Origin of the sequence: Micromonospora sp. CPCC 205554 (genome assembly GCF_036902745.1) — a bacterium.
Classification (GTDB): Bacteria; Actinomycetota; Actinomycetes; order Mycobacteriales; family Micromonosporaceae; genus Micromonospora; species Micromonospora tulbaghiae.
This window is the reverse complement of sequence record NZ_JBAKHP010000026.1, coordinates 25,795-49,604: the sequence shown is the minus strand read 5'-3', so window position 1 is coordinate 49,604 and position 23,810 is coordinate 25,795. Positions and strand designations below refer to the sequence as shown.

At 73.1% G+C, this 23,810-nt stretch carries 24 protein-coding genes; 6 read left to right on the top strand and 18 right to left on the bottom strand.

Annotated features, from left to right (window positions below):
* Positions 1-62 precede the first annotated feature (62 nt).
* The gene (locus V6U82_RS25205; protein ID WP_334465092.1) at positions 63-2,843 is read right to left on the bottom strand and encodes a DEAD/DEAH box helicase; all 2,781 of its coding nucleotides are present in this window, start codon (positions 2,841-2,843) and stop codon (positions 63-65) included.
* Positions 2,844-2,928: 85 nt separating this feature from the next.
* On the opposite strand from V6U82_RS25205, the gene V6U82_RS25200 reads away from it, so the two are divergent.
* Together V6U82_RS25200 and V6U82_RS25195 are read left to right on the top strand one after the other, a co-directional pair.
* Positions 2,929-3,693 carry an HAD family hydrolase gene (locus V6U82_RS25200; RefSeq protein ID WP_151501409.1) on the top strand — a complete coding sequence of 255 codons (765 nt, stop codon included), beginning with the start codon at positions 2,929-2,931 and terminating at the stop codon, positions 3,691-3,693.
* Between the two features lie 57 nt (positions 3,694-3,750).
* Positions 3,751-4,737 (top strand): EamA family transporter, encoded by a 987-nt coding sequence (locus V6U82_RS25195; protein WP_334465089.1) that lies wholly within the window; start codon positions 3,751-3,753, stop codon positions 4,735-4,737.
* On the opposite strand, the gene V6U82_RS25190 is transcribed toward V6U82_RS25195, so the two are convergent.
* The 3 genes from V6U82_RS25190 to V6U82_RS25180 form a co-directional block, all read right to left on the bottom strand.
* On the bottom strand, positions 4,700-5,626 hold the full coding sequence (locus V6U82_RS25190; RefSeq protein WP_334465087.1) for a diacylglycerol kinase family protein: 927 nt from the start codon (positions 5,624-5,626) through the stop codon (positions 4,700-4,702). The genes V6U82_RS25195 and V6U82_RS25190 overlap by 38 nt on opposite strands.
* Positions 5,627-5,733: 107 nt before the next feature.
* A complete protein-coding gene (locus V6U82_RS25185) occupies positions 5,734-6,384 on the bottom strand; it encodes a fasciclin domain-containing protein (protein WP_258545617.1) in 651 nt (216 codons plus the stop codon).
* A gap of 119 nt (positions 6,385-6,503) precedes the next feature.
* Complete coding sequence (locus tag V6U82_RS25180) at positions 6,504-7,202, bottom strand: hypothetical protein (protein WP_334465083.1); 699 nt, start codon at positions 7,200-7,202, stop codon at positions 6,504-6,506.
* A gap of 139 nt (positions 7,203-7,341) precedes the next feature.
* Between V6U82_RS25180 and V6U82_RS25175 the strand changes: the two genes are divergently transcribed.
* Positions 7,342-8,286, top strand: coding sequence for an ABC transporter substrate-binding protein (locus V6U82_RS25175; RefSeq protein WP_334465081.1), 945 nt, complete (start codon positions 7,342-7,344; stop codon positions 8,284-8,286).
* Between the two features lie 275 nt (positions 8,287-8,561).
* On the opposite strand, the gene tatC is transcribed toward V6U82_RS25175, so the two are convergent.
* From tatC to V6U82_RS25150, 5 genes are all read right to left on the bottom strand, one after another.
* Entirely contained in the window at positions 8,562-9,515 is a 954-nt protein-coding gene (gene tatC / locus V6U82_RS25170) for a twin-arginine translocase subunit TatC (protein ID WP_128138900.1), read from the bottom strand.
* A gap of 21 nt (positions 9,516-9,536) precedes the next feature.
* Positions 9,537-9,872, bottom strand: a complete 336-nt coding sequence (gene tatA / locus V6U82_RS25165; RefSeq protein ID WP_128138899.1) for a Sec-independent protein translocase subunit TatA — start codon at positions 9,870-9,872, stop codon at positions 9,537-9,539.
* Positions 9,873-10,089: 217 nt separating this feature from the next.
* Positions 10,090-10,338, bottom strand: coding sequence for a hypothetical protein (locus V6U82_RS25160; RefSeq protein ID WP_334465078.1), 249 nt, complete (start codon positions 10,336-10,338; stop codon positions 10,090-10,092).
* A gap of 10 nt (positions 10,339-10,348) precedes the next feature.
* Positions 10,349-11,356 (bottom strand): helix-turn-helix transcriptional regulator, encoded by a 1,008-nt coding sequence (locus V6U82_RS25155; protein ID WP_334465076.1) that lies wholly within the window; start codon positions 11,354-11,356, stop codon positions 10,349-10,351.
* Positions 11,353-12,351, bottom strand: a complete 999-nt coding sequence (locus V6U82_RS25150; RefSeq protein ID WP_013286115.1) for a helix-turn-helix transcriptional regulator — start codon at positions 12,349-12,351, stop codon at positions 11,353-11,355. The genes V6U82_RS25155 and V6U82_RS25150 overlap by 4 nt, the downstream gene beginning before the upstream one ends.
* Before the next feature lie 104 nt (positions 12,352-12,455).
* On the opposite strand from V6U82_RS25150, the gene V6U82_RS25145 reads away from it, so the two are divergent.
* Positions 12,456-13,448, top strand: coding sequence for a cation diffusion facilitator family transporter (locus V6U82_RS25145; protein WP_334465073.1), 993 nt, complete (start codon positions 12,456-12,458; stop codon positions 13,446-13,448).
* Positions 13,449-13,492: 44 nt separating this feature from the next.
* Entirely contained in the window at positions 13,493-14,578 is a 1,086-nt protein-coding gene (locus tag V6U82_RS25140) for a DUF3866 family protein (RefSeq protein ID WP_334465071.1), read from the top strand.
* Positions 14,579-14,639: 61 nt separating this feature from the next.
* On the opposite strand, the gene V6U82_RS25135 is transcribed toward V6U82_RS25140, so the two are convergent.
* The 8 genes from V6U82_RS25135 to arc form a co-directional block, all read right to left on the bottom strand.
* Positions 14,640-14,858 (bottom strand): hypothetical protein, encoded by a 219-nt coding sequence (locus V6U82_RS25135; RefSeq protein WP_013286110.1) that lies wholly within the window; start codon positions 14,856-14,858, stop codon positions 14,640-14,642.
* Between the two features lie 59 nt (positions 14,859-14,917).
* The gene (gene pafA, locus V6U82_RS25130; protein WP_013286109.1) at positions 14,918-16,276 is read right to left on the bottom strand and encodes a Pup--protein ligase; all 1,359 of its coding nucleotides are present in this window, start codon (positions 16,274-16,276) and stop codon (positions 14,918-14,920) included.
* Positions 16,277-16,423: 147 nt separating this feature from the next.
* Positions 16,424-17,257 carry a proteasome subunit alpha gene (prcA, locus tag V6U82_RS25125; RefSeq protein ID WP_442933465.1) on the bottom strand — a complete coding sequence of 278 codons (834 nt, stop codon included), beginning with the start codon at positions 17,255-17,257 and terminating at the stop codon, positions 16,424-16,426.
* A gap of 54 nt (positions 17,258-17,311) precedes the next feature.
* Complete coding sequence (gene prcB / locus V6U82_RS25120; protein ID WP_181726645.1) at positions 17,312-18,151, bottom strand: proteasome subunit beta; 840 nt, start codon at positions 18,149-18,151, stop codon at positions 17,312-17,314.
* Entirely contained in the window at positions 18,070-18,756 is a 687-nt protein-coding gene (locus V6U82_RS25115) for an endonuclease VII domain-containing protein (protein WP_334465067.1), read from the bottom strand. Before V6U82_RS25115 ends, prcB begins: the two co-directional genes overlap by 82 nt.
* Positions 18,757-18,777: 21 nt before the next feature.
* Entirely contained in the window at positions 18,778-18,984 is a 207-nt protein-coding gene (locus V6U82_RS25110) for a ubiquitin-like protein Pup (RefSeq protein WP_013286106.1), read from the bottom strand.
* A 107-nt stretch (positions 18,985-19,091) separates the two neighbouring features.
* Positions 19,092-20,609 (bottom strand): depupylase/deamidase Dop, encoded by a 1,518-nt coding sequence (dop, locus tag V6U82_RS25105; RefSeq protein WP_128137894.1) that lies wholly within the window; start codon positions 20,607-20,609, stop codon positions 19,092-19,094.
* Positions 20,610-20,774: 165 nt separating this feature from the next.
* The gene (arc, locus tag V6U82_RS25100; protein ID WP_018784497.1) at positions 20,775-22,556 is read right to left on the bottom strand and encodes a proteasome ATPase; all 1,782 of its coding nucleotides are present in this window, start codon (positions 22,554-22,556) and stop codon (positions 20,775-20,777) included.
* Positions 22,557-22,733: 177 nt separating this feature from the next.
* Here arc and V6U82_RS25095 point away from each other — a divergent pair, with 177 nt between their 5' ends.
* Positions 22,734-23,027: a ferredoxin gene (locus V6U82_RS25095; RefSeq protein WP_013286103.1), complete on the top strand. Its 294-nt coding sequence runs from the start codon at positions 22,734-22,736 to the stop codon at positions 23,025-23,027.
* 57 nt (positions 23,028-23,084) lie between these two features.
* On the opposite strand, the gene V6U82_RS25090 is transcribed toward V6U82_RS25095, so the two are convergent.
* Positions 23,085-23,657, bottom strand: a complete 573-nt coding sequence (locus V6U82_RS25090) for a hypothetical protein (protein ID WP_013476950.1) — start codon at positions 23,655-23,657, stop codon at positions 23,085-23,087.
* Positions 23,658-23,810 lie beyond the last annotated feature (153 nt).

Below are 23,810 nucleotides of genomic sequence, written 5' to 3'. Positions count from 1 at the left end.
GGTGGTAGCGCCGTGACGCAGCGATGCGTCGGTTTCCGGCAAGCGGTGACCGAAAGTGACCGTCAGGCGGAGGCGTGGTAGGCCAGCACGCCCCGGTTGACCGCCGCGATGGCCTGCCGGGCGGTGCCGCGCAGCTCGGCCGAGGCACCGCCCGAGTCGGCGACCTGCCCGAGCAGGTCGACCACCTGTCGCGCCCAGCGGACGAAGTCGCCGGCCGGCATCTCCCCGTCGATCTGGTGGCCGCTGGCCAGCACCTTCGCCAGCGCCTCGCCGCGCGCCCAGCGGTAGATCGGCCAGGCGAAGCCGAGATCGGGCTCCCGGGTCACGGCCAGGCCGCGCGCCGCCTCGTCCGCCTCGATGTCGCCCCACAGCTTGAGCGTCTCGTCGACCGCGTCGGCCACCGCGCCGCGCGGCAGCGACGCCCTCTCGTCGACGTCCCGCCGGGCCTCGAAGACCACCACCGACACGGCGGCGGCCAGCTCGGCCGGGGACAGGCCGTCCCACACCCGGCGGCGCAGGCACTCGGCCACCAGCAGGTCCGCCTCGGTCCAGATCCGGGCCAGCATCCGGCCGGCGTCGGTGACCTCGCCGTCGGCGGCCAGATAGCCGCGCGCCGTCAGCAGCGCGACGATCCGGTCGAAGGTACGGGCCAGCGAGCCGGTCCGCCCGGACACCCGCTGACGCAGCTCCTCGGTGTCGCGTTCCAGCCGGCGCCGCCGCTCCGCCCAGCGGGCGTGCTCCTCCCGGTCCGGGCAGGCGTGGCACGGGTGTGCGCGCAGCTCGACGCGGAGCTGGCTGAGCCGGTGGTCCTCCCCCACCGCCTGACGGGACCGGCCGCCCCGCCGGCCGCCGTGCCGGTCCAGGCCGGTGCCGCTGACCGCGGCGGCCAGATCCCGCCGGGCTGCGGGCGAACGGTGGTTGAAGTGCTTCGGCACCCGGATGCGGGTCAGCACCTCGGCCGGGGTGGTGAAGTCACCCGGGGTGACCCGCCCGGCCCAGCGGTCCTGGGTGAGGACCAGCGGCCGGGGCTCGCCGAACCCGCCGGTGGCCGGGTCCAGCACCACCGCCAGACCGGCCCGCCGCCCGGACGGCACCCGGATCACGTCACCGACCCGCAGCCGCTCCAGCGAGGCGACGGCCGCCGCCTTGCGCTGGGTCTGCCCCTGCCGGGCGATGGCGCGTTCCCGGTCGGCGATGGCCACCCGCAGCGCGAAGTACTCGTCGAAGTCGCCGTGGTGGCAGGCGGCCTCCGCGCCGTACGCCTCGATGGTCTCGGTGTTGCGCTGCACCTGCCGGGCCAGGCCGACCACCGACCGGTCGGCCTGGAACTGCGCGAACGAGGACTCCAGCAGCTCCCGGGCCGGCGCCGCGCCGACGCTGCCGACCAGGTTGACGGCCATGTTGTACGACGGGCGGAAGCTGGAACGCAGCGGGTAGGTGCGGGTGGAGGCGAGGCCGGCGACGTGCCGGGGGTCGGTCTCCGGCGACCAGACGACGACCGCGTGGCCCTCCACGTCGATGCCCCGGCGGCCGGCCCGGCCGGTGAGCTGGGTGTACTCGCCGGGGGTGAGGTCGACGTGGGCCTCACCGTTGAACTTGACCAGGCGTTCCAGCACCACGCAGCGGGCCGGCATGTTGATGCCCAGCGCGAGCGTCTCGGTGGCGAAGACGGCCTTGACCAGCCCGCGGACGAACAGCTCCTCGACGACCTCCTTGAACGCGGGGAGCATGCCGGCGTGGTGGGCGGCCAGCCCGCGCTCCAGCCCGTCGAGCCACTCCCAGTAGCCGAGCACCGACAGGTCCTCGCCGGGGATGGCGGTGACCCGGGACTCCACCACCCGGCGGATCTCGGCGCGTTCCTCCGGGGAGGTGAGGCGCAGCCCGGCGGCGAGGCACTGCTGCACGGCGGCGTCGCAGCCGGCCCGGCTGAAGATGAACAGGATCGCCGGGAGCAGCCCTTCCCGGTCGAGCCGGTCGACGATGTCCGGCCGCATCGGGCCGCGCCAGCGGGGGCCGCGCCGCCCGCCGCCGGGACCGGCGCTGCGGCCCTCGCCCAGCTCCAGCCGGCGCATCGTGTCCCGGGTGTAGCGCAGCAGCTCGGGGTGCACGTCGTGCTTGCGGGCCGCGTCGGCGTCGTGGAACAGGTCGAACATCCGCTTGCCGACGAGCATGTGCTGCCACAGCGGCACCGGCCGGTGCTCGGAGACCACCACCGCGGTCTCGCCGCGCACGGTGACCAGCCAGTCGGCGAACTCCTCGGCGTTGGAGACGGTGGCCGACAGCGACACGAGCGTGACCGACTCGGGCAGGTGGATGATCACCTCTTCCCAGACCCCGCCGCGGAACCGGTCGGCCAGGTAGTGGACCTCGTCCATCACCACGTACGCCAGGCCCTCGAGCGTGGCCGAGCCGGCGTAGAGCATGTTGCGCAGCACCTCGGTGGTCATCACCACCACCGGCGCGTCGCCGTTGATCGCGTTGTCGCCGGTGAGCAGGCCGACGTGCTCGGCGCCGTAGCGGTCCACCAGGTCGTGGTACTTCTGGTTCGACAGCGCCTTGATCGGCGTGGTGTAGAAGCACTTGCGCCGGGTGGCGGGCGCGTCGCCGCCGGGCCGGCCGCGCAGCGCCAGGTGCACCGCGAACTCACCCACCACGGTCTTGCCGGCGCCGGTGGGAGCGCAGACGAGCACGCCGCTGCCCCGTTCCAGCGCCTCGCAGGCCTCGCGCTGGAAGTCGTCGAGATCGAACCCGAGATCCAGCGAGAATTCGTCCAGGGCCGGGAAGGCGGAGGCCTGCGCGGCCCGGCGGCGCGCCGCGGCGTACCGCTCGGCGGGGCTCGACATGGATCCAAGATTAATCGGTGCTGCCGAGGAGTACCGGTCAAGGCCATCCGGCAGGACGGTCGGACCGGTCGGTAGGGTGCACGACGTGCCGGACCGTACCGAACTGCCCCACGTCTCGAGCGGCGCCGACGACGCCGTCCGCCCGGGCCCGTCCCGCCGGCCGGTGGAGGCGGTGCTCTTCGACTTCCACGGCACCCTCGCCCAGGTGGAGGAGCCGCTGGCCTGGGTGCTCGCCGCCGCGTCCGCCTGCGGCGTCGAGCTGGACCGGATCCGGGCCACCTCGCTGGCCGACCGGCTGCTCACCGCCGGGCGTGCCGGCGGCCCGCTGCCGGCGCGGGTGCCGCCCCGGCTGGCCGAGCTGTGGGCCGACCGTGATCTCTACCCGCACGCGCACCGGGGCGCGTACACCGGGCTGGCCGAGACCGTGGACACCGGCATCGACGGGTTCGCCGACGCGCTCTACGAGCGGGTGCTGGTGCCCGAGGGCTGGGTGCCGTACCCGGACACCGCCCCGGTGCTCGGTGCGCTGCGCTCCGCCGGGGTGAAGGTGGCGGTGGTCAGCAACATCGGCTTCGACCTGCGGCCGCTGTTCGCCGCCTGGGACCTCGACGCGCTCGTCGACGCGTACGCGCTGTCGTACGAGGTGGGGCGCTGCAAGCCGGACCCGGGCATCTTCCTGCGGGCCTGCGGGATGCTCGGCGTCGACCCGGAGCGCACGCTCATGGTGGGCGACACACCGGCCGACGCGGGCGCGGTCGCGGCCGGGTGCGGGGTGCTGGTGCTGCCGTGCGCCGACGCGGGCCGCCCGAACGGGCTCGGCGCGGTGCTGGACCTGGCCGGGGCCGGCTGAGCGCTCGGCCCGCCGGCGGGGCGAACGCGTCCCGGCGCACCGGCTACCGTCAGGGGCATGACCGGTGCCCACCCCTTGCCGCCGCGTGCGCCGGGACGGCTCGGCGGGGTCGCGCTGGTGCTCGGCGGGGCGCTGTCGGTGCAGTTCGGCTCCGCGCTCGCCGCGCTGCTGTTCCCGCGTACCGGGGTGGCCGGGGCGGTGACCCTGCGGCTGACCGTCGGCGCGCTGCTGATGCTCGTGTTCTGCCGACCGCGGATACGCGGGTACGGGCGACGTGACTGGGCGGCGGTGCTGGCGTTCGGGCTGGCCCTGGCCGGCATGAACTCGATCTTCTACCAGGCGATCGAGCGGATCCCGCTCGGCCCGGCCGTCACGCTGGAGGTGCTCGGCCCGCTGGCGCTGTCGGTGATCGCCGCGCGCCGGGTGGCCGCCTGGTGCTGGGCCGCGCTGGCGCTGGCCGGTGTGGTCCTGCTCGGGCAGGGCGGCTTCGACCGGCTCGACCCGGCCGGCGCCGCGCTGGCGCTGACGGCGGGCGCCATGTGGGCCGCGTACATCGTCTGCTCGGCGCGGATCGGCGCGCGGTTCCCCGGCGCGGACGGGCTGGCCCTCGCCCTGGCCGTCGCCGCGCTGCTCACCCTGCCGTTCGGGCTGGCCGACGCGGGCGGCCGCCTCGCCGACCCGGTGGTGCTGGGGCTCGGCACGGGGCTGGCGCTGCTCGCCTCGGTGCTGCCGTACAGCCTGGAACTGGCCGCGCTGCGGCGGCTGCCGACCGCGACGTTCGCGGTGATGATGAGTCTCGGTCCGGCGATCGCCGCGGTGGCCGGCTGGCTGGTGCTCGGCCAGGCGCTGCGCCCGGTCGAGGTGCTCGCCATCGCGCTCGTGGTGGCCGCGAGCGCCGGTGCGGTCCGCGCCGCCGCCCCTGCGTCTTCCGCGCCGCCGCCTGCCGCCCCGCCGGCCGCCCCGCCGGCCGTTCCCGCTCCGCCCGCCGCGCCGGACCCGGCGGCGGTCAGCGCAGCAGCCGCAGCGCCGCCGGGGCGGCGGTGACGGTCACCGGCAGGTCGAGGGAGCGCTCCCCGTCGGCGTACGTGGTGATGCCCTCGGCGGACAGCTCCACCGTGCGCGCCCGGTAGACGCGCGCCAGCGGGTGCGTGACGTGGGTGCCCCGGTAGATCTGCGGCTTGACCCGCATCAGCGTGCGCCTGTCGAAGCGCCCGCCGACCACCACGTCCAGCAGGCCGTCGTGCGGGTCCGCGTCCGGGCAGATCCGCATGCCGCCGCCGTAGCTGGCCGTGTTGCCGACGGCGACCAGCACCGCGTCCACCTCCTGCGCCTCCCCGTCGAGGACCAGCCGGTAGCGGCGTGGCCGCAGCCGGGCCAGTTCCACCACGATCGCCAGGTCGTACCGGCGAGGGCCGCGCGGCCAGCGCATCCGGTTGGCGCGTTCGTTGACGATCGCGTCGAAGCCGGCCGCGAGCACCGCGCCGAACCAACGGTCGGCCTCCCCGGGCCGGGACAGCCGCGCCAGGTCGACCGGGCGGGCGCGCCCGGCGGCGAGCGCCGCGGTGATCACCTCGACGGCCGCCGCCGGGTCGGCCGGGAAGCCGGTGTCCACCGCGAAGTCGTTGCCGGTGCCCGCCGGTACCGGCCCGAACGGCACGGCCGTGCCGGCGACCGCCTGCAACGCGCGGTGCATCGTGCCGTCGCCGCCCACCGCCACCAGCGCCCCGGCGCCGCCGGCGACCGCGGCGTGGCACGCCGCCTCCGCCTCCCCGGGGGTACGCGCGCGCAGCAGCTCGACCGGGCGGCCCGCCGCGGCGAGGCGCTCCAGGATCCCGGGCAGCAGACCGCGGTGCCGCCCCCGGCCCGCTGTCGGGTTGGCGAGCACGGCGACGGGGCCGGGCGGGACATGATCGTGCGCGGTCACGGCGAGCACCGTACGGCACGGCTCGCGCCGCCCACCAGAGCCAGGTCACACGGCGGGTGGGCGGCACACGCCGACGGCGCCCGGCAGGGGGTGCCGGGCGCCGTGGCGGGGGTGGTTCAGGGCAGGTCGATCGGGCGCAGCACCCGGTCCACCGCGTGCGCGATCTGCTTGTTGCCCTTGTTGATGTCGTACCGCACCACCTTCGCGTTGCGGTCGCTGGTGTCGGCGTCGACCAGGCGCACCTCGCGGCCGTACCAGCAGCGCTTCACGTCCACCTCGACGGCGGCGCCGAGCGCGGTGGTCAGGTCCGCGCCGTCGGCCTTGAGCGCCGCCTTCCGGTCGATCGTCGCGCCGGGCACGACGTGGTAGAGCAGGACGTCCTCCACGGTGTCCACGCCCAGGCCGGCGACCGCGTCGAACGCGGCCTTCTCACCGGGCAGCTTCCTCGCGGCGGTGATGTCCCGCACCAGCTCGCGGAACGCGTAGTCGTTCGGCACGAACGCGGTCAGCGCGACGGTGCCGTCGGTGAGCACCTTCACCGGCGAGTCCGGCTTGGCCTGCAACACCGTCAGGACCGCCTTGGTGAGGACGTCGAAGTCCCGCGAGTTGCGGTCGAAGCCGCTCTTGTCGGCGGTGAGCACTGCCGCCAGCGACCGCGTACCCGGCTGCTTGGCGCCGGCCTGGGCGGGCACGGCGACGGCGGTGGTGGCCACCGCCGCGGCGGTGGCGCCCACGGCCAGCCGGGCGGCGAGACGAGCGATGTTCATCGGGGAGCCTTTCGTCGAAGCGACCAGGTCCGTGACTGTCGTCACGACCATTGCTTCGCCCCGACCGTCCCCGGTGGATGCACCCGGATCGACCGACTTCGGATCGACGCTGTTCCGCCTCAGCGGACCACCAACCGCTTGCTCACCGACGGCACGCCGTCGCCCTTGACCTTCAGCGACCAGTCCCCCGCCGCGCCCAGCGTCACCACCGTCTCGGCGGTGCCGTTGGCCTCGGCCTTCATCTCGGCGACCCGCTTGCCCTCGGGGTTGAGCACGTACAGCGTCCGGGCCCCGGCGGTCTTGTTCGTCACCTTGAACGCGAGCTTCTCGCCGGGCTCGGCGATCAGGGCGTCCACGCCGCTCATCGCGTCGTCGGTCAGCTCGATCGTCACCGACCGGTCGTAGGCCACCTCGGCCGCGGCGCTGGCGAGGTTGCCGTCGTCGGAGACGGTGATCCGGGTCCGCACGCCGTCGCCCTGCCGGCCCGGCTTGCAGGCCACCTCGTACGTGCCGGTCTGCAGCGAGGCGCGCAGGTCGCCGGTGCGGCCCGCCGGCACGTCCGCGACCTCGGCGATCACCTTGGTGAAGGCGTCGCCCTCCCGGCCGTAGACGTAGACCCCGGTGGCCTGCTGACCCCGGTTGGTGACGGTGAAGGTGACGGTGCCCGGGGTGAACAGCGTGGTGGTGACCTCGCAACTGGTGTCGGTGGCGGTCACCGGCACCTGCTGGCCCTTCGGCGCGGGCTCGTCGTCACCGCAGGCGGTGAGCGCGGCGGCCGCGCAGAGGACGGTCAGGACGGTGGCGGTACGGCTCTTCATCGGGCTCTCCGGAGCGCAGGTCAGACGGGCTGACCGGAACGGGGGCGCCGACGCACCCCGGCACACCGCCCGGGGGGCTCGGCGGAGTCAGCAGAGTCTAAGCGGGTACGGCGTCCCGGCAAGGCCCGAGGGCGACCCGATGTCCGGTGCGGACCGGCCCCGGGACGCGGCGACCGGCGCGCGGGGCATGATGACGGGCATGCGGCTGGTCTCCCTGCTCCCCTCCGCCACCGAGATCGTGTACGCGCTCGGCCTCGGTGACGACCTGGTCGGCGTCACCTTCGAGTGCGAGGTGCCCGCGTCGTACCGGTCGGGCACCACTGTGGTCGTCGGCGGCCGGGACACCCGGGGCATGAGTCCCGGCGACATCGACGCGTACGTCCGGGCGCAGGTAGCGGCCGGCGCCGACCTCTACACGCTGCACGCCGGTGCGCTCGCCGGGCTGGACCCGGACCTGATCCTCACCCAGGACCTGTGCCGCGTCTGCGCGCTGCCGTCGGGCCGGGTCGCCGACGCCGTGGCGCACCTGGGGTGCCGGGCCGACGTCCTGTCACTCGACCCGTACACCCTCGACGACGTGCTGGAGTCGATCCGCGCGGTGGGCGCGGCGGCCCGGGTGCCCGACCGCGCGGAGGCCCTGGTCGACGGCCTGCGTGCCCGGCTCGCGGCGGTCCGCGCGGCGGTGGCGGGCCGGCCCCGGCCGCGGGTCGCGGTGGTCGAGTGGGTGGACCCGCCGTTCGGCGCCGGGCACTGGATCCCCGACCTGGTCGACGTCGGCGGCGGCGAGCCGGTCGCCACCCATCGGGGCGCCCGGTCCACGCCGACCACCTGGGAGGCCCTGCGGGCCGCCCGCCCCGAGGTGGTGCTGGTCGCGCCGTGCGGGTTCCGCCTCGACGGCGCGGCCGAGCAGGCCGCCGCGGTGGCCGGGCACTTCCCGGACGCGCAGGTGTGGGCGCTGGACGCGGACGGGCTGATCGTGCGCGCCGGCCCGCGTCTGGTCGACGGCGCCGAGACGATCGCCGCGATCCTGCACCCCGACGCGGTCTCCCCACCCCGCCCCGGCACAGCCCACCGCCTGACCTGACCCCACCCCGCCGCCCCGGCCCCCGGCCCCCGGCCCCCGGCCCCCGGCCCCCGGCCCCCGGCCCCCGGCGATCTTGCAGCTTCGGCCCGGGCGAAGTGCGGATATCGGGCATTCGAGGGGCGCCAAGTCCAAGATCGGCGCAGGGTAGGCCGACGGCGTCCTCGAAGGCGGCAAGTCCAAGATCGGCGCGGGACGGGGGCGGTGACGCGCGGCTGAACAGACGCGGACGCCGTCCCCGTGGAGCGGGGACGGCGTCCGGAGGTGAGCAGGACCGGTCAGGTCATGTCGTCGTAGCGACGCTCGATCGGCTTCGGGGCGACGATCGGCTCGGGTGCGCCGATCGGCCCGGACGCCTCGATCCGGCCGCCGGCGGGCACCGGCTCGTCCGACAGGTCCAGCGGTGACACCTCGTCGTCGGCGATGCCGGCGTAGACCTCACGCCCGCGACCGCGCCGCTTGTCGTTGAGGAAGGCCACCCCCACCGCGGCGAAGTAGAGCGCGCAGAGGCAGATCGCCAGCGCTGTCATGCCGAACGGGTCGGGTGTCGGCGTGACCACAGCGGAGAACGCGAAGAACACGAACACCGCCACCCGCCACCAGCTCAGCAGCCGCTTGGCGCTGGCCAGGCCGACGAAGTTGAGCATCAGCACGATCAGCGGGAACTCGAACGCCACCCCGAACAGCAGGATCAGGTTCGTGACGAACGAGATGTAGCGGGTCACCTCGAGGTTGGTCGCGATGTCGTCGCCGGAGATGTCGAGCAGGAACTCGAGGCCCTTGGTGGTGACGAAGAACGCCAGCACCGCGCCGGCCGCGAACAGCGGGGCCGCCAGGGCGGTGAAGACGTACGCGTACCGCCGCTCGTGACGGTGCAGGCCGGGCGCGATGAACGCCCAGAGCTGGTAGAGCCAGATCGGCGCGGCGATGATCAGGCCCACCCAGAGGCCGATCTTGAGGTTCAGCAGGAAGACGTCGGCGACACCGAGCTGCACGAACTTGCACTTGCCGCTCGCCGCGTCGAACGACTGCGGCAGGTCGCAGTAGGGCTTGGACAGCAGCACCCGGACCGGCTCGGCCAGCCAGATGCCGAAGCCGAAGCCGACCAGGATCGCCAGCGACGCCCGGAACAGCCGGTTGCGCAGCTCACGGATGTGCTCGATGAGCGTCATCGAGCCGTCGGCGGCCCGCGCGAAGTTGCTCGGGCCGCGCTTCTTCAACCCGAAGGCCACGGTGGTTGAGGCCCTCTCGAATCAGTTCTCGCGGACGCGCTGCACCGGGTCGGCCGGCGGGGCCACGGGCTGCTGCGGCTGCGGCGCGTACGGCTGCTGCTGGGCGTACTGCTGCTGGCCCTGGGCGTACGGCTGCCCCTGCACGGGCTGCTGCGGCGTGAGCGGCTGGTAGCCGGCCTGCGCGTCGGCCTTCTCGGCGAGGTCGCGGTCGTCGTCGTGCAGGCTCTTGGTCTCGGCCTTGATGATCCGCAGCGAGCGGCCCAGCGAGCGGGCCGCGTCGGGGAGCCGCTTCGCGCCGAACAGCAGGATCAGCACGACCACGAGTACGGCGATGTGCCACGGCTTGAGGGCACCCATGGGAAGCTCCAGTCGCTCTGTGTCGGTGAGGGGTGGGTCGTCGCCCATCGTACGTGTGTCGCAGCGGCTTGCCACCCCCGCGGGCCTGCTGGTGCGGGCCCGATCGGTGAAGTTTCGACCAACCCGAAGTGTCCCGTCAACCGTCCAGGTCCGCGCATTTCTGCGCGTAACCGCCCGGGAACGCGCAGACGACGCTCACCGAGCCGACCGCCGTCGATCAGTCGCCGCGCTTGGCCTTGATCAATGCGATCCGCTCCTGCGCGAGCGCCGCCCGCTCCTGGAGCGACTCGGCCCGCGCCTGCAACTGCTCGGCGGCCGACCGCAGCGACTCGGCCTCGACCGCCCGGCGCTGCAACGCCAGCGCGGAACGGCGCAGCCCGGGCAGGCGGCTCACCACCGGACGGATCGCCAGGGCCAGTACGACCAGCGCGAACACCACGACCCCGAGCACGATCCACGTCACCACGGCGGTCAGCCTATCGGGTGCCGCCGACGGCTGCCGGGTCGGCGCTGCCGGCCGGGGTGGAGTACGCGTCGAGCGCGGCCACGGCCTGGGCGCGTACCTGCTCGGCCAGCTCTGCCGGGGCCACCACAGTCACCTCCGGGCCGAGCCCGAGCACGAACCGCCGGGCCCACCCGAGGTCGGTGACGCGCAGCGACACCAGCCACTGCTCGCCGTCGGCCTCGACCCGCTCGCACGGATAATATTCGGTGATCCACCGCTCGCCCCGGCCGATCCGCAACGTGATCAGCGGCAGGTCGGCCGACGGGCTGAACACGCCGTCGCTGAGATCGTGCGGGCGGGCCTGCGGCGGCACCACCGCCTGTTCCGGCAGCTCGGTCACCGCGTCGATCCGGTCGGCCCGGAACAGCCGCACCCCCTCGGCGCGGCGGCACCACGCCTCCACGTACGCCCGGCCGCCGACCATCAGCATCCGCAGCGGGTCGATGGTGCGTTCGGTGGTCTCGTCCCGGGCCGGGGTGTAGTAGGTGATCCGCAGCGCCCGGCCGCGCTCGACGGCGGCGCGCAGCTCGCGTACCCGGGCGCTGTCGCCGGGCAGGCGGACCTCGACGGGCGCGCCGGCCAGGTCGCCGGCGGCGTTCTCGATCTTGGCGAGTGCCCGCTCGACCGCCTCCCGGTTGGCCACGCCCGGCGTCTCGGCGATCATGCGCAACGCCACCACCAGGGCCAGGGCCTCGTCCGGGGTGAGCCGCAGCGGACGGTCGATCCCGGCGTCGTAGGTGATCGTCACCCGGTCGCCGTCGAACGCCATGTCGATCAGGTCACCGGGACCGTAGCCGGGCAGCCCGCACACCCAGAGCAGTTCCAGGTCCTCCCGGAGCTGCTTCTCGGTCACCCCGAGGTCGTGCGCCGCCTCGGCGATCTCGATGCCGGGGCGGGCCAGCAGGTAGGGCACCAGGTTGAGCAGCCGGGCCAGCCGGTCGGCGGAGGCACGGCCCGCGCGGGACGCCGGGCGGGTCACCGGGCACCCCCGGTCACGGCCAGCTCGTCGTGCCGGGCGGCGACCTCCTTGAGCCGCTGGATGACCGCCTCCCGCACCTCCGGTGGCTCCAGGACGCGGACGTCCGGGCCGTACCCGACGATCTGGCCGGCCAGGTAGTCGGCGTCGGCGTACGGCAGCACCAGCCGGTCCCCGTCGGGGCCGGCCTGGCACTCCACCGCCCAGCGGCGCAGCCCGGCGGCGCGGCCGGGAGTGGCCAGCACCGTGGCGCGGCCGGTGCGCTCCACCGGCCCGGACCAGCGGGCCACGTGGCTGATCAGGTCGACGCCGGCGGGCGGCTCGTAGGCGCCCGGCTCGCCGGTCGCCCGCACCGTGCCGACCACCCGGGACAGCCGGAAGCAGCGGGTCGCCGCGCGGTCGAGGTCGTGGCCGACGACGTACCACCGGCCGCGCCAGCAGACCACGCCCCACGGCTGCACCCGGCGGCGGGTGGGCGCGTCCCGGTCCGGCACGCGGTAGTCGAAGCTGACCTCGCGCCGGTCCCGCGCGGCGGCGGTGAGCGGCGCGAACGCCGGGTCGACGGTCACCATCGGCTCCAGGCCCAGCGTGGCCTGCGGGTCCACGTCGATGCCGGCGGCGCGCAGCTTCGCCAGCCCCGACGACGCTGCGGCGGCCAGCCCGGCGTGCTGCCACAGCCGGGCGGCGATGCCCACCGCGGCGGCCTCGTCCGGTTCGAGCGGGATGTCGGGCAACGCGTACGCGCGCGGCGCGATCCGGTAGCCCGGCTCGGCGTCGAAGACGCTCGCCGTGCCGGTCTCCAGCGGCACGCCCAGCTCACGCAGCTCAGCCTTGTCGCGCTCGAACTTGCGCTGGAACGCCTCGTGGTCCTTGGCGTCGTCCGGGTCGTGCTCGTAGCCGGGCACGGTCGCGGCGATCTGGGCGGCGGTGAGGAAGCGTCGCGTCGACAGCAGGCAGATCACCAGGTTGACCAGGCGTTCGGTACGGGTCCGGGACACGCCCAAACGCTAGCAGCCCGCGCGTCCGGCGCGGGCACCCGCGCGGCGCGGCGCGGGGGTCTTCCCACCCGGCGGCGGGCATCGACCGGTCATAGGGTGATCGCATGGCGGCACCGGAGGTCAAGACCGAGAGCGTCGGCACCGTCGTGGTGGCCGGCGCGGCGAACCTCGCCATCGCGGTCGCGAAGCTGGTCGCGGGCCTGATCTCGGGCTCCGCGGCGATGCTCTCCGAGGCCGCCCACTCGCTCGCCGACACCACCACCGAGGTGCTGCTCTACCTGGCGCTGCGCCGCGGCGCGCGGCCCGCCGACACCCGGCACCCCTTCGGGTACGGCAAGGAGAGCTACGTCTGGGCGTTCCTCGCCGCGCTGTTCACCTTCGTCGCCGGGGCGGGCTTCGCCGTCACGCACGGCGTCACCACCATCCTGGTGCACGAGCACAGCGGCGAGTACCTCGTCGCGTACGTGGTGCTGGCGGTCTCCTTCGCGATCGAGTCGGTGTCGCTGGCCCGGGCGGTCCGGCAGGTGCGCGGCGAGTCGCGCCGCTGGGGCACCACCCCGCGCCGCTACCTGCGCCTGACCGCCGACACCACGGTCAAGGCGGTCTTCCTGGAGGACAGCGCCGCGCTGATCGGCCTGCTGATCGCCGCCGGCGGGCTCACCCTGTCGCACCTGACCGGCGACGAGCTGTACGACGGGATCGCCTCGATCCTCATCGGCGTGCTGCTGCTGGTCGTCGCCGCCGTGCTGGCGCGCAGCAACATCTCGCTGCTGGTCGGCCGCTCCGTCTCCGACCGGCTGCACCGGCGCATCGAGCGGGAACTGGCGGACGTGCCGACGGTGGACCGGATCGACACCCTGATGACCATGTTCCTCGGCCCGGACGACATCCTCGTCGCCGCCAAGGTCGACTTCCGCGACGACGCCACCGGCGCCGACATCGAGGCCGCCGCCGACGAGGCCGAACGCCGGCTCACCGGGCACTTCCCGGAGATCGCGTACGTCTTCCTCGACCCCACCCGGTCCCGCTCCCCCGGCCGGCCCGCCCGCACCACCCAGGACGAGACGGACCGCCCGGTCGACGACCAGAACCCCTGACCCGCCCGCAGGCCGTCACGGCGACGGCCGATACCGTGCACCGCATGGTGCGATGGCGGTCCGGCACGGTCACGGCGGTACGGCGGCGGTGGGCCGGCGCTGTCGAACTCGACGTCGACCTGCCCGACGGCGCCCGGATGCGCGCCCTCGCCTACCCCGCCCTGGTCGGCGAGCCCGAACCCGGCGACCGGGTGCTGCTCAACGCCGGCGCGCTGCTGATGGGCCTCGGCACCGGCGGGTATGCGCTGGTCGTGGCGCTGCCCGACCGGCTGCCCCCGGACCCGCCGCAGGCCGGCGACAGCCGCGACGCCGGGCACCTGGTCAAGGCCCGCTACACGCCGCTGCAACCGATCCTGCTCGGCGTGGACGAGGAGGCGTCGCCGCACCACGACCGGCTGGCCGCCGCCGACTCGGTCGACGGCATGCCGGTGGTCGCCGCCGACCTGCACTCCGCGCTGCCCGCGATCCTGGCCGGCGTACGCGCAGACGCGCCCGACGCCCGGGTGGCGTACGTGCTGACCGACGGCGGCGCGCTGCCGGCCTGGTTCTCCCGCACCCTGGCCGGGCTGTTCGGGCACCTCGTGGGCACGGTGAGCGTGGGCCAGGCGTTCGGCGGCGACCTGGAGGCGAGCACGCTGCACAGCGGCCTGCTCGCCGCGCGGCACGTGCTCGGCGCGGACCTGACGATCGTCGCCCAGGGGCCCGGCAACCTCGGCACCGGCACCCGCTGGGGCTTCTCCGGTGTCGCCGTCGGCGAGGCGGTGAACGCCGTCGCCACGCTGGGCGGACGCCCGGTCGGGTCGCTGCGCATCTCCGACGCCGACGCCCGGCCCCGGCACCGTGGCGTCTCCCACCACAGCCTGACCGCGTACGGCCGGGTCGCGCTGGCCCCCGCGGAGCTGGTCGTGCCGGACGGCCTGCCCCCCGGTCTGGCGGCGGAGGTCGCCGCGGCGCTGGCGCCGCTGGCCGACCGGCACACGATCGTCACAGTGCCCACCGACGGCCTCGACGCGGCGCTGCGGGCCGCCCCGGTCGGCCTGTCCACAATGGGCCGGGGTCTGGACGCCGACCACGCCTACTTCCTGGCCGCGGCCGCCGCCGGGCGGTACGCCGCCGGCCTGCTGAGCTGACCGGCGCGGCCCGCCGGATCACGCGGCCGGCGTCGCGGGACCGGGCTGACCCGCGCGGTGCTCAGCCCAGGAAGAGGATCAGCCCGAGCCAGGCCCCCACGATCAGCACCAGCGCCGCCGCCAGCACCCACGTCGGCACCGTGTAGTCGCCGCGCCTGTTGCGCTCGATCTCGGCGCGGATCTTCTCCCGCCGGCGGTCGATCCAGTTGAGCTTCTCGGTGCCGTCACGGTCCGAGGACGTCTCGCGGCCGGACCCACCGGCGGATTCGGAAGTGTTCATCGCGACGCCAGCGTACCCGTGCACGGGCGGCCGGTGCCGGGCACCGGCCGCCCACCCGATCACATGCTGGCGATCAGCCGTTCCACCCGCTCGTCGTAGGCCCGGAACGGGTCCTTGCACAGCACCGTGCGCTGCGCCTGGTCGTTCAGCTTCAGGTGCACCCAGTCCACGGTGAAGTCGCGCCGCTTCTCCTGGGCGTGACGGATGAACTCGCCGCGCAGCCGCGCCCGGGTGGTCTGCGGCGGCGTCTCCTTCGCCTCGAAGATCTCCGGGTCGGTGGCCACCCGGTCCACCTCACGGCGGCGCTCCAGCAGCCCGTACAGGCCGCGCCCGCGCCGCAGGTCGTGGTAGGCCAGGTCCATCTGCGCCACCCGCGGGTGCGACAGCGGCAGGTCGTGCTTGCGCTGGTACCGCTCGATCAGCTTCAGCTTGGTGACCCAGTCGATCTCGCGGGCCACCGGGTCCAGGTCACCGGTCTCGACCGCGCGCAGCACCCGGCCCCACAGGTCGACCACCCGCTTCGCGGTCTGGTCGCCGCCCCGGCGCTCCACGAACTCCGTCGCCTTGGCCAGGTATTCCTGCTGGATCTCCAGCGCCGAGACCTCCTTGCCGGAGGCCAGCCGCACCTTGCGCCGGCCGGTGATGTCGTGCGACACCTCGCGGATCGCCCGGATCGGGTTCTCCAGCGTCAGGTCGCGCATCACCACACCGGCCTCGATCATCCGCAGCACGATGTCGGCGGTGCCGACCTTCAGCAGCGTGGTGACCTCGTTCATGTTCGAGTCGCCGACGATCACGTGCAGCCGCCGGTAGCGCTCCGCGTCCGCGTGCGGCTCGTCCCGGGTGTTGATGATCGGACGGCTGCGGGTGGTCGCCGACGAGACGCCCTCCCAGATGTGCTCGGCCCGCTGGGACAGGCAGTAGACCGCGCCGCGCGGCGTCTGCAGCACCTTGCCCGCGCCGCAGATCAACTGCCGGGTGACCAGGAACGGGATGAGCACGTCGGCGAGCCGGCCGAACTCGCCGTGCCGGGACACCAGGTAGTTCTCGTGGCAGCCGTACGAGTTGCCCGCCGAGTCGGTGTTGTTCTTGAACAGGTAGATCTCGCCCGCGATGCCCTCGTCGTGCAGCCGCTTCTCCGCGTCGACGAGCAGCCCCTCCAGGATCCGCTCACCGGCCCGGTCGTGTGCCACCAGGTCGGTCACCGAGTCGCACTCCGGAGTCGCGTACTCCGGGTGCGAGCCCACGTCCAGATAGAGGCGGGCGCCGTTGCGCAGGAACACGTTGCTCGACCGGCCCCACGACACCACCCGCCGGAACAGGTACCGCGCGACCTCGTCGGGGGACAGTCGGCGTTGCCCGCGATAGGTGCAGGTGACGCCGTACTCGGTTTCGAGGCCGAAGATTCGCCGCTCCATGATGAGACATTAGCCGCCCGGAGCCTCCGATGGGCAGCGCCGACGCTCGCCGCTTGCGATCTCCCCGGCGCGGATCGGTGAGGTGGCGGCATCCGTACGCGAAAGACCCCGCCACCTCGGCGAGGTGTCGGGGTCCGCGAACGCGCGTCACTCGGCGGGCTCGTCCTCCGCGTTGCCCTCCAGATCGGCCGAACCCGCCGACATGGTCGGCTTCTTCGCCTCCTCCGTGGGCACTGTCGGCGTCTTCGCCCGGCCCGGCGCGGGCGCGGTGTCGGCCTCGGCGTCGCCGTCCAGCAGCGCGGTCAGCGCCGCGCCGGTCACCCGCCGGAACGTACGTCCCACCCGGCGCCGGTCCAGGACCGCCACCTCGAGCTGGTTCGCGGCGATCGTGCGGGCCGCCCCGCCCTCACCGCCGACGCTGCTCAGCGCCTTCATGGCGGCGCGGACCGCCTCCGACAGCGACATCTCCGGCCGGTGCTCGTTCTTCAGCACCCCGCTGATCGCCTCGGCCTGCCCGCCCATCGCCATCCGGCCCGGCTCGTCGTTCACCGAGCCGTCGTAGGTCACCCGGTAGAGGGAGTCGTCCTCGGGCGCGGCGCCCACCTCGGCCACGCAGATCTCCACCTCGAACGGCTTCGACTGCTCCGTGAAGATCGCGCCGAGCGTCTGCGCGTACGCGTTGGCCAGTGCCAGGCCGTTCACGTCCCGCCGGTCGTAGCTGAGGCCGTTGAGGTCGGCCATCCGCACGCCCGCGCGGCGCAGGTTCTCGAACTCGTTGTACCGGCCGACAGCGGCGAAGCCGATCCGGTCGTAGATCTCGCTGACCTTGTGCAGCGTGCTGGACAGGTTCTCGGCGACGAAGAGCACCCCGCCCGCGTAGCTCAGGACCACCGCGCTGCGGCCCCGGGCGATGCCCTTGCGGGCCAGCTCGGAGCGGTCGCGCATGATCTGCTCGGGCGAGGCGTAGAACTGCATGGCCACGGCGGCGGTTCTCCTTCTGCGGGACTGCTGACTCGGTGGACGGTGGGAGCGGCCTCAGCCGCCGGGGTTCTCCATCCGGCCGGACACCACGCTCTCCGCGATCGCCGCCGTCTCGGCGTCGGTGAGCCGGTGGGTGCCCTCGGCGGTGGCGGTCATCACGACCGGGTAGATCCGCCGGGTCAGGTCGGGGCCGCCGGTGGCGGTGTCGTCGTCCGCCGCGTCGTAGAGCGCCTCGACCGCCAGCCGCGTCGCGTCCTCGACCGACAGGCCGGCCCGGAACCGCTTCTTCAGCGCGGACTTGGCGAACAGCGAACCGGAGCCGATGGCGTCGTAACCGGTCTCCTCGTACGGGCCGCCGGTCACGTCGAAGCTGAAGATCCGCCCGGCCCGCGCCGGATCGCTCGCGGCCAGGTCGAAGCCGGCGAACAGCGGGATCACGGCGAGGCCCTGCATGGCCGCGCCCAGGTTGCCGCGGATCATCGACGCCAGCCGGTTGGCCTTGCCGTCGAGCGAGAGCATCGCGCCCTCGATCTTCTCGTAGTGCTCCAGCTCCACCTGGAACAGTCGCATCAGCTCGATGCCGATGCCGGCCGTACCCGCGATGCCGACGAGCGAGTACGCGTCGGCCGGGTGCACCTTCTCGATGTCGCGCTGGGCGATCAGGTTGCCCATCGTGGCGCGCCGGTCGCCGGCCATGACCACACCGCCGGCGGCCGAGATGGCCACGATCGTGGTCGCGTGCGGCGCCATGTCGGCGGCCATGCCGGGCGGCAGCGGCCGACGGCCGGGCAGCATCTCGGGGGCCACCTTGCTCAGGAACGCTGTGAAGGAGGACGTCCCCGCGTTGGTGAACACATCTGGAAGACGCCCGGATGGATCAAAACCCGCTGCCACGTGGTTCCTCTCAGGTACGTGATCGCCCTGGCCAGGACGTCGGCGTTGTCCTTGAACTGGCCAAGACCACCGTTGCAGTTGAAGCAGAGTATCCCGCGCACCCATCCGGTGCGATGATCGTGGTCCAGATGTTCCGGATCAGGGCGCCGACAGATCGCGCAGACGCCGCCCTGCTCGGCCAGGAGCTCCTGGAACTCCTTCTCCCCGACCCCGTAGCGGCGGCGCAGGTGGTACTCGCGATCGCCACCGTAGAGCCGCTGCTTGGTCTCACGAGTCCGGTGGTTGTGGCACGGCTTGCAGTAGGTCGCATAGCCCGTGCTGTCAGAGCGGTTACGAGGGAAGTCGGCTACGGGCTTTACGGTTCCACAGTCGGCGCAGAAGCGATGGCCGTCCGGGACTTCCCTCGGCGTTTTCACCTCACGGTCGTACCGCTGCTTCACCCGCTTCGCATAGCTCGCCTTCGAGCGAGCGTTGACGCAGGGCTTGCAGTAGCTGCCGCGGCCGCTGGGACGTTCGCTGCTCGCACAGAACTCATCGAGCGGGTTCCAGTCACCGCAGTCGCGGCAACGACGTCGGCCATCCTGATCGTCAAGGGGAACCGGCATGTCCGTTTCAGTCCTGTTTGATCACTGACCTCCCTTTTGCACGTATCCTCGCACAAACTCCTCTGCGTTCTCCTCCAGGACGGAGTCGATCTCGTCGAGCAGGTCGTCCACGTCCTCGGTGATCTCGGCGTGCCGCTCGGCCACCTCGGGGTTGGCCTCAGCGGTGACCTCCTCGACCTCCTCGCGGGACTTGCCGGACTGGGTCTGCCCACCCTCTTGCGTCGCCATGGTGGTGCCTCCTCCACGATCGCCTGCGATCAACTTACCTCGCGGGAGCGACGAAAGGCCCGTCGCGTGCCCGTTTCCGGCACCCGGCGGGCCTTCCGGCATCGGGGTCACCCGCCGGTGAGCGTCTCCAGCAGATCCTTGGCGCTCTCGCAGCGGTCGAACAGCTCGCCCACGTGCGCGCGGGTGCCCCGCTCGGGCTCCATCATCGGCACCCGGACCAGCGACTCCCGGCCCACGTCGAAGATGACCGAGTCCCAGCTCGCGGCGACCACCTCGGAGGCGTAGCGGTCCAGGCAGCGGCCCCGGAAGTAGGCCCGGGTGTCCTCCGGCGGTTCGGTCATCGCGGTGCGGGTCTGCTCGTCGGTGAGCAGCGTCTTCATCGAGCCGCGCTGCACCAGGCGGTGGTAGAGGCCCTTCTCCGGCCGCACGTCGGAGTACTGGAGGTCGACCAGTTGCAGCTTGTGCGAGCCCCAGCCGAGCTTCTCCCGCTCCCGGTAGCCCTCCAGCAGCCGCAGCTTGGCCACCCAGTCCAGCTCGTCGGCGCACTCGAACGCGTCCCGGCCGAGCCGGTCCAGCACGCTCTCCCAGCGGCGCAGCACGTCGGCGGTCTGTGCGTCCACGTCCTTGCCGTAGCGGTCGTCCACGAAGGAGCCGACCCGCTCCAGGTACGCCCACTGCACGTCCAGCGCGGTCAGCCTGCGGCCGTCGCGCATCCGCATCAGGTGCTTGAGCGACGGGTCGTGGCTGACCGCGCGCAGCTCGGCCACCGGGTCGGCGATGCCCAGGTCAGCGCCGAGCGCCTTCTCCTCGATCATGGCGAGGATCAGCGAGGTGGTGCCGACCTTGAGGAACGTGGAGATCTCGGACAGGTTCGCGTCGCCGATGATGACGTGCAGCCGGCGGTACTTGTCGGCGTCGGCGTGCGGCTCGTCGCGGGTGTTGATGATGGGCCGCTTGAGCGTCGTCTCCAGTCCCACCTCGACCTCGAAGAAGTCGGCCCGCTGGGAGATCTGGAAACCGGCCTGGCCGCCGTCCTGGCCGATGCCGACCCGCCCGGCGCCGCAGACGATCTGCCGGGTGACGAAGAACGGCGTCAGGTACGCCACGATGTCGGCGAACGGCGTCTGCCGGCGCATCAGGTAGTTCTCGTGCGCGCCGTAGCTGGCGCCCTTGTTGTCAGTGTTGTTCTTGTACAGGTGGATCGGGTGGGTGCCCGGGATGGTCGCGGCCCGCCGGGCCGCCTCGGCCATCACCCGCTCCCCCGCCTTGTCCCACCGCACCACGTCGAGGGGGTTCGTCACCTCGGGCGTGGAGTACTCCGGGTGCGCGTGGTCGACGTAAAGGCGGGCGCCGTTGGTGAGTATGACGTTGGCGAGCCCGAGGTCCTCGTCGGCGAGCGCCTCGGCCGGGTCGTACGCGGCGCCGGAGTAGGTGAACCCGCGGGCGTCGCGCAGTGGCGACTCCTCCTCGTAGTCCCAGCGGGCCCGGCCGCCCCGGTTGAGTTCCGGCCGCGCCCCGTAGGCGTTGACCACCTGGGAGGAGGTGACCATCGGGTTGGCTCCGGCCTGACCGGGCACGGAGATGCCGTACTCGACCTCGGTGCCCATGATCCGTCTAACGCTCATCGACCTGCCCGCTCCGCTCGCCGTCCCGGTCCCCGTCACGTCGAGCGTAGTCGGCGTGACGCGCCGAGGGGGCGTGGCGGCAGCGGCGGTCGGGTGTGGCGGCCTCCCCGAGTACGCGCGGAGGCCCGTGGCGCGTACGCCACGGGCCTCCGTCGAGCGGTCGGACTAGAGGTATTGGCCGGTGTTGCTGGCGGTCTCGATGGACCGTCCGGCCTCGGCGCCCTTGCCGCCGGAGACGAGCGTGCGGATGTAGACGATCCGCTCGCCCTTCTTGCCGGAGATGCGGGCCCAGTCGTCGGGGTTGGTGGTGTTGGGCAGGTCCTCGTTCTCGCGGAACTCGTCGACGCACGCGTCGAGCAGGTGCTGCAGGCGCAGTCCCTTGCGTCCGGAGGTGAGGAACTCCTTGATGGCCATCTTCTTGCCCCGGTCGACGATGTTCTGGATCATCGCGCCGGAGTTGAAGTCCTTGAAGTAGAGGACTTCCTTGTCGCCGTTGGCGTAGGTGACCTCGAGGAAGCGGTTCTCCTCGGTCTCGGAGTACATCCGCAGGACCACCGCGTCGATCATCGCCGCGACTGTGGCCTGGGCGTCGCCGCCGTGCTCGGCCAGGTCGTCGGCGTGCAGCGGCAGGCCGGCGAGGATGTACTTGGAGAAGATGTCCTTCGCCGCCTCGGCGTCCGGCCGCTCGATCTTGATCTTCACGTCGAGCCGGCCGGGGCGCAGGATCGCCGGGTCGATCATGTCTTCCCGGTTGGAGGCGCCGATGACGATGACGTTCTCCAGGCCCTCGACGCCGTCGATCTCGCTGAGCAGCTGCGGAACGATGGTGTTCTCCACGTCGGAGGAGACGCCGGAGCCGCGGGTGCGGAACACCGAGTCCATCTCGTCGAAGAACACGATCACCGGCGTGCCCTCGCCGGCCTTCTCCCGCGCCCGCTGGAAGATCAGCCGGATGTGCCGCTCGGTCTCGCCGACGTACTTGTTGAGCAGCTCGGGGCCCTTGATGTTGAGGAAGAAGCTGGTGTGCCGCTCCTTGCCCTCCCGCTCGGCGATCTTCTTGGCCAGCGAGTTGGCCACCGCCTTGGCGATCAGCGTCTTGCCGCAGCCGGGCGGGCCGTAGAGCAGGATGCCCTTCGGCGGCCGGAGCTGGTGCTCGCGGAACAGGTCGGAGTGCAGGAACGGCAGCTCCACCGCGTCGCGGATCTGCTCGATCTGCGCCTGGAGGCCACCGATGTCCTCGTAGTTGACGTCGGGCACCTCCTCCAGGACCAGTTCCTCGACCTCGCTCTTCGGGATCCGCTCGTACGCGTACGCAGAGCGGGGCTCGATCATGAGCGAGTCGCCGGCCCGGATCGCGCTGCCGATCAGGGTCTCGGCGAGGTGCACGATCCGCTCCTCGTCGGAGTGCGACACCACGAGCGCCCGGTCACCCGGAGCGCCCTCGGGGCCCGCCAGGATCTCCTTGAGCATCACCACCTCGCCGACCCGCTCGTAGCCGAACGCGTCGACGATGTTGAGCGCGTCGTTGAGCAGGACCTCCTGGCCACGGCGCAGCTCGTCGACCTCGAGCGAGGGCGAGACGGCCACCCGGAGCTTGCGCCCGCCGGTGAACACGTCCACCGTGCCGTCGTCGTGCTTGGCCAGGAAGACGCCGTAGCCACTCGGCGGCTGGGCGAGCCGGTCGATCTCCTCCTTGAGCGTCACGATCTGCGCGCGAGCCTCCTTGAGGGTGCTCACGAGCCGTTCGTTGTTCTCGGTCAGCCGCGCCAACTGTGCCTGGGTGGCCGCCAGCCGCTCTTCGAGCTGCCGGACGTGTCGGGGGCTTTCGGTCAACTTGCGCCGCACCAGAGCGAGTTCCTCTTGCAGGAACGCGACCTGCGTGGAGAGATCGTGGGCTTCCTTTTCCCACCGTGCGGCGCGCGAGTCCGCGTCGTCGCTGCGTGCCACGTCCCACCTCCCCGGGGGGCTTGAACGTTCTGACCTAACACTAGCCGCTATGAGCCCGATTCGGTCCACAGCAACGCGCTCGTCACCGAAGCTTGATCGCGAAGGGCTGGTCGCGGGGCGGGTACGGGCGTTCGGGTACCGTCGGAGCGTGGGACGGGAGAACATGGGGGGTGCTTCGTGACCGACGTCGCGACCGACCAGCTGCAGGTCTGGGTGGATCAGGATCTCTGCACCGGTGACGGGCTCTGCGTGCAGTACGCGCCGGAGGTCTTCGAGTTCGACGTCGACGGCCTGGCGTACGTCAAGGGCCCGGACGGCGAGCTGCGGCAGGCCCCTGGCGCCCGGGTGGACGTGCCGGAGCACCTGCGCCTCGAGGTGATCGACTCGGCGAAGGAGTGCCCGGGCGAGTGCATCCACGTCGTGCGCGGCAGCGACGGCGTCGAGGTGGCCGGCCCGGAGGCCGAGGACTGAGCGGAGACGGACACGACGGGCCGGGGACACACGTCCCCGGCCCGTCGTGCGTCCGCCTCAGAGCAGGGGCCGGCCGACGACCGAGGCGACCAGCCGGGCGAACTCCTCAAGCCGGGCGATCTGTCCCGCCCCGCCGTCGTCGAGGGTCTTGCCGAAGCGCAGCGCGTCGTGCCGGGGTGCGCCGATCGCCTCGTCGCTGGGCGGCGCCTCGTCCAGCGAGCTGAGCAGCAGGTACACGTCGATGCTGTCGACCCGTACGGTGCCGTTGTCGGCGCGCATGAGCCGCCGCCGGCAGCCGACCTCGGTGACGGTGGACAGCGGCACCACGCGCAACGAGGAGGTCATCGCGCCGGGCGGCCCCTCCCCCGGCGGCACGTCCTCGCCGTGCCAGAGCACCAGCCGGCTGCCGTCGCAGACGACGACCTCCTGCCACACCCCGTTCACCTCGTTGACGAAGCGTTCCAGCGTGAAGCCGAGCACGGACGCGCCGCGCAGCACGCCGTCGAGCGCCTCCAGCGCGATGTCCGGGTCGCGCAGGTACGCCCGGGCGGCCGACTCCAGGTCGGTGTAGGGCGACCAGTCCGGGAAGACGGCGGGCAGGTCGCCGTTGCCGTAGCCGGGGTTGCTCACGCCGCCTCCCGCCGACCCGCGCCGAGGCGCCGCCATCGGTTTCGGTCACCGGCACGGGCGCGCCGCCCGACGCGCGCCCCGATCCGCTCGCTCATGCCACCGTCTCCACCCGCTCAGGTGTCGTCCCCACCGGCACACATGATCCGCCCGTGC

What these genes read in the sequence shown, in the direction of transcription:
- V6U82_RS25205 (WP_334465092.1), bottom strand. Translation starts at nt 2,843, where the DNA reads ATGTCGAGCCCCGCCGAGCGGTACGCCGCGGCGCGCCGCCGGGCCGCG.
- V6U82_RS25195 (WP_334465089.1), top strand. Translation starts at nt 3,751, where the DNA reads ATGACCGGTGCCCACCCCTTGCCGCCGCGTGCGCCGGGACGGCTCGGC.
- V6U82_RS25185 (WP_258545617.1), bottom strand. Translation starts at nt 6,384, where the DNA reads ATGAACATCGCTCGTCTCGCCGCCCGGCTGGCCGTGGGCGCCACCGCC.
- V6U82_RS25180 (WP_334465083.1), bottom strand. Translation starts at nt 7,202, where the DNA reads ATGAAGAGCCGTACCGCCACCGTCCTGACCGTCCTCTGCGCGGCCGCC.
- V6U82_RS25175 (WP_334465081.1), top strand. Translation starts at nt 7,342, where the DNA reads ATGTCCGGTGCGGACCGGCCCCGGGACGCGGCGACCGGCGCGCGGGGC.
- tatA (WP_128138899.1), bottom strand. Translation starts at nt 9,872, where the DNA reads ATGGGTGCCCTCAAGCCGTGGCACATCGCCGTACTCGTGGTCGTGCTG.
- V6U82_RS25145 (WP_334465073.1), top strand. Translation starts at nt 12,456, where the DNA reads ATGGCGGCACCGGAGGTCAAGACCGAGAGCGTCGGCACCGTCGTGGTG.
- V6U82_RS25140 (WP_334465071.1), top strand. Translation starts at nt 13,493, where the DNA reads ATGGTGCGATGGCGGTCCGGCACGGTCACGGCGGTACGGCGGCGGTGG.
- V6U82_RS25135 (WP_013286110.1), bottom strand. Translation starts at nt 14,858, where the DNA reads ATGAACACTTCCGAATCCGCCGGTGGGTCCGGCCGCGAGACGTCCTCG.
- pafA (WP_013286109.1), bottom strand. Translation starts at nt 16,276, where the DNA reads ATGGAGCGGCGAATCTTCGGCCTCGAAACCGAGTACGGCGTCACCTGC.
- V6U82_RS25115 (WP_334465067.1), bottom strand. Translation starts at nt 18,756, where the DNA reads ATGCCGGTTCCCCTTGACGATCAGGATGGCCGACGTCGTTGCCGCGAC.
- V6U82_RS25110 (WP_013286106.1), bottom strand. Translation starts at nt 18,984, where the DNA reads ATGGCGACGCAAGAGGGTGGGCAGACCCAGTCCGGCAAGTCCCGCGAG.
- dop (WP_128137894.1), bottom strand. Translation starts at nt 20,609, where the DNA reads ATGAGCGTTAGACGGATCATGGGCACCGAGGTCGAGTACGGCATCTCC.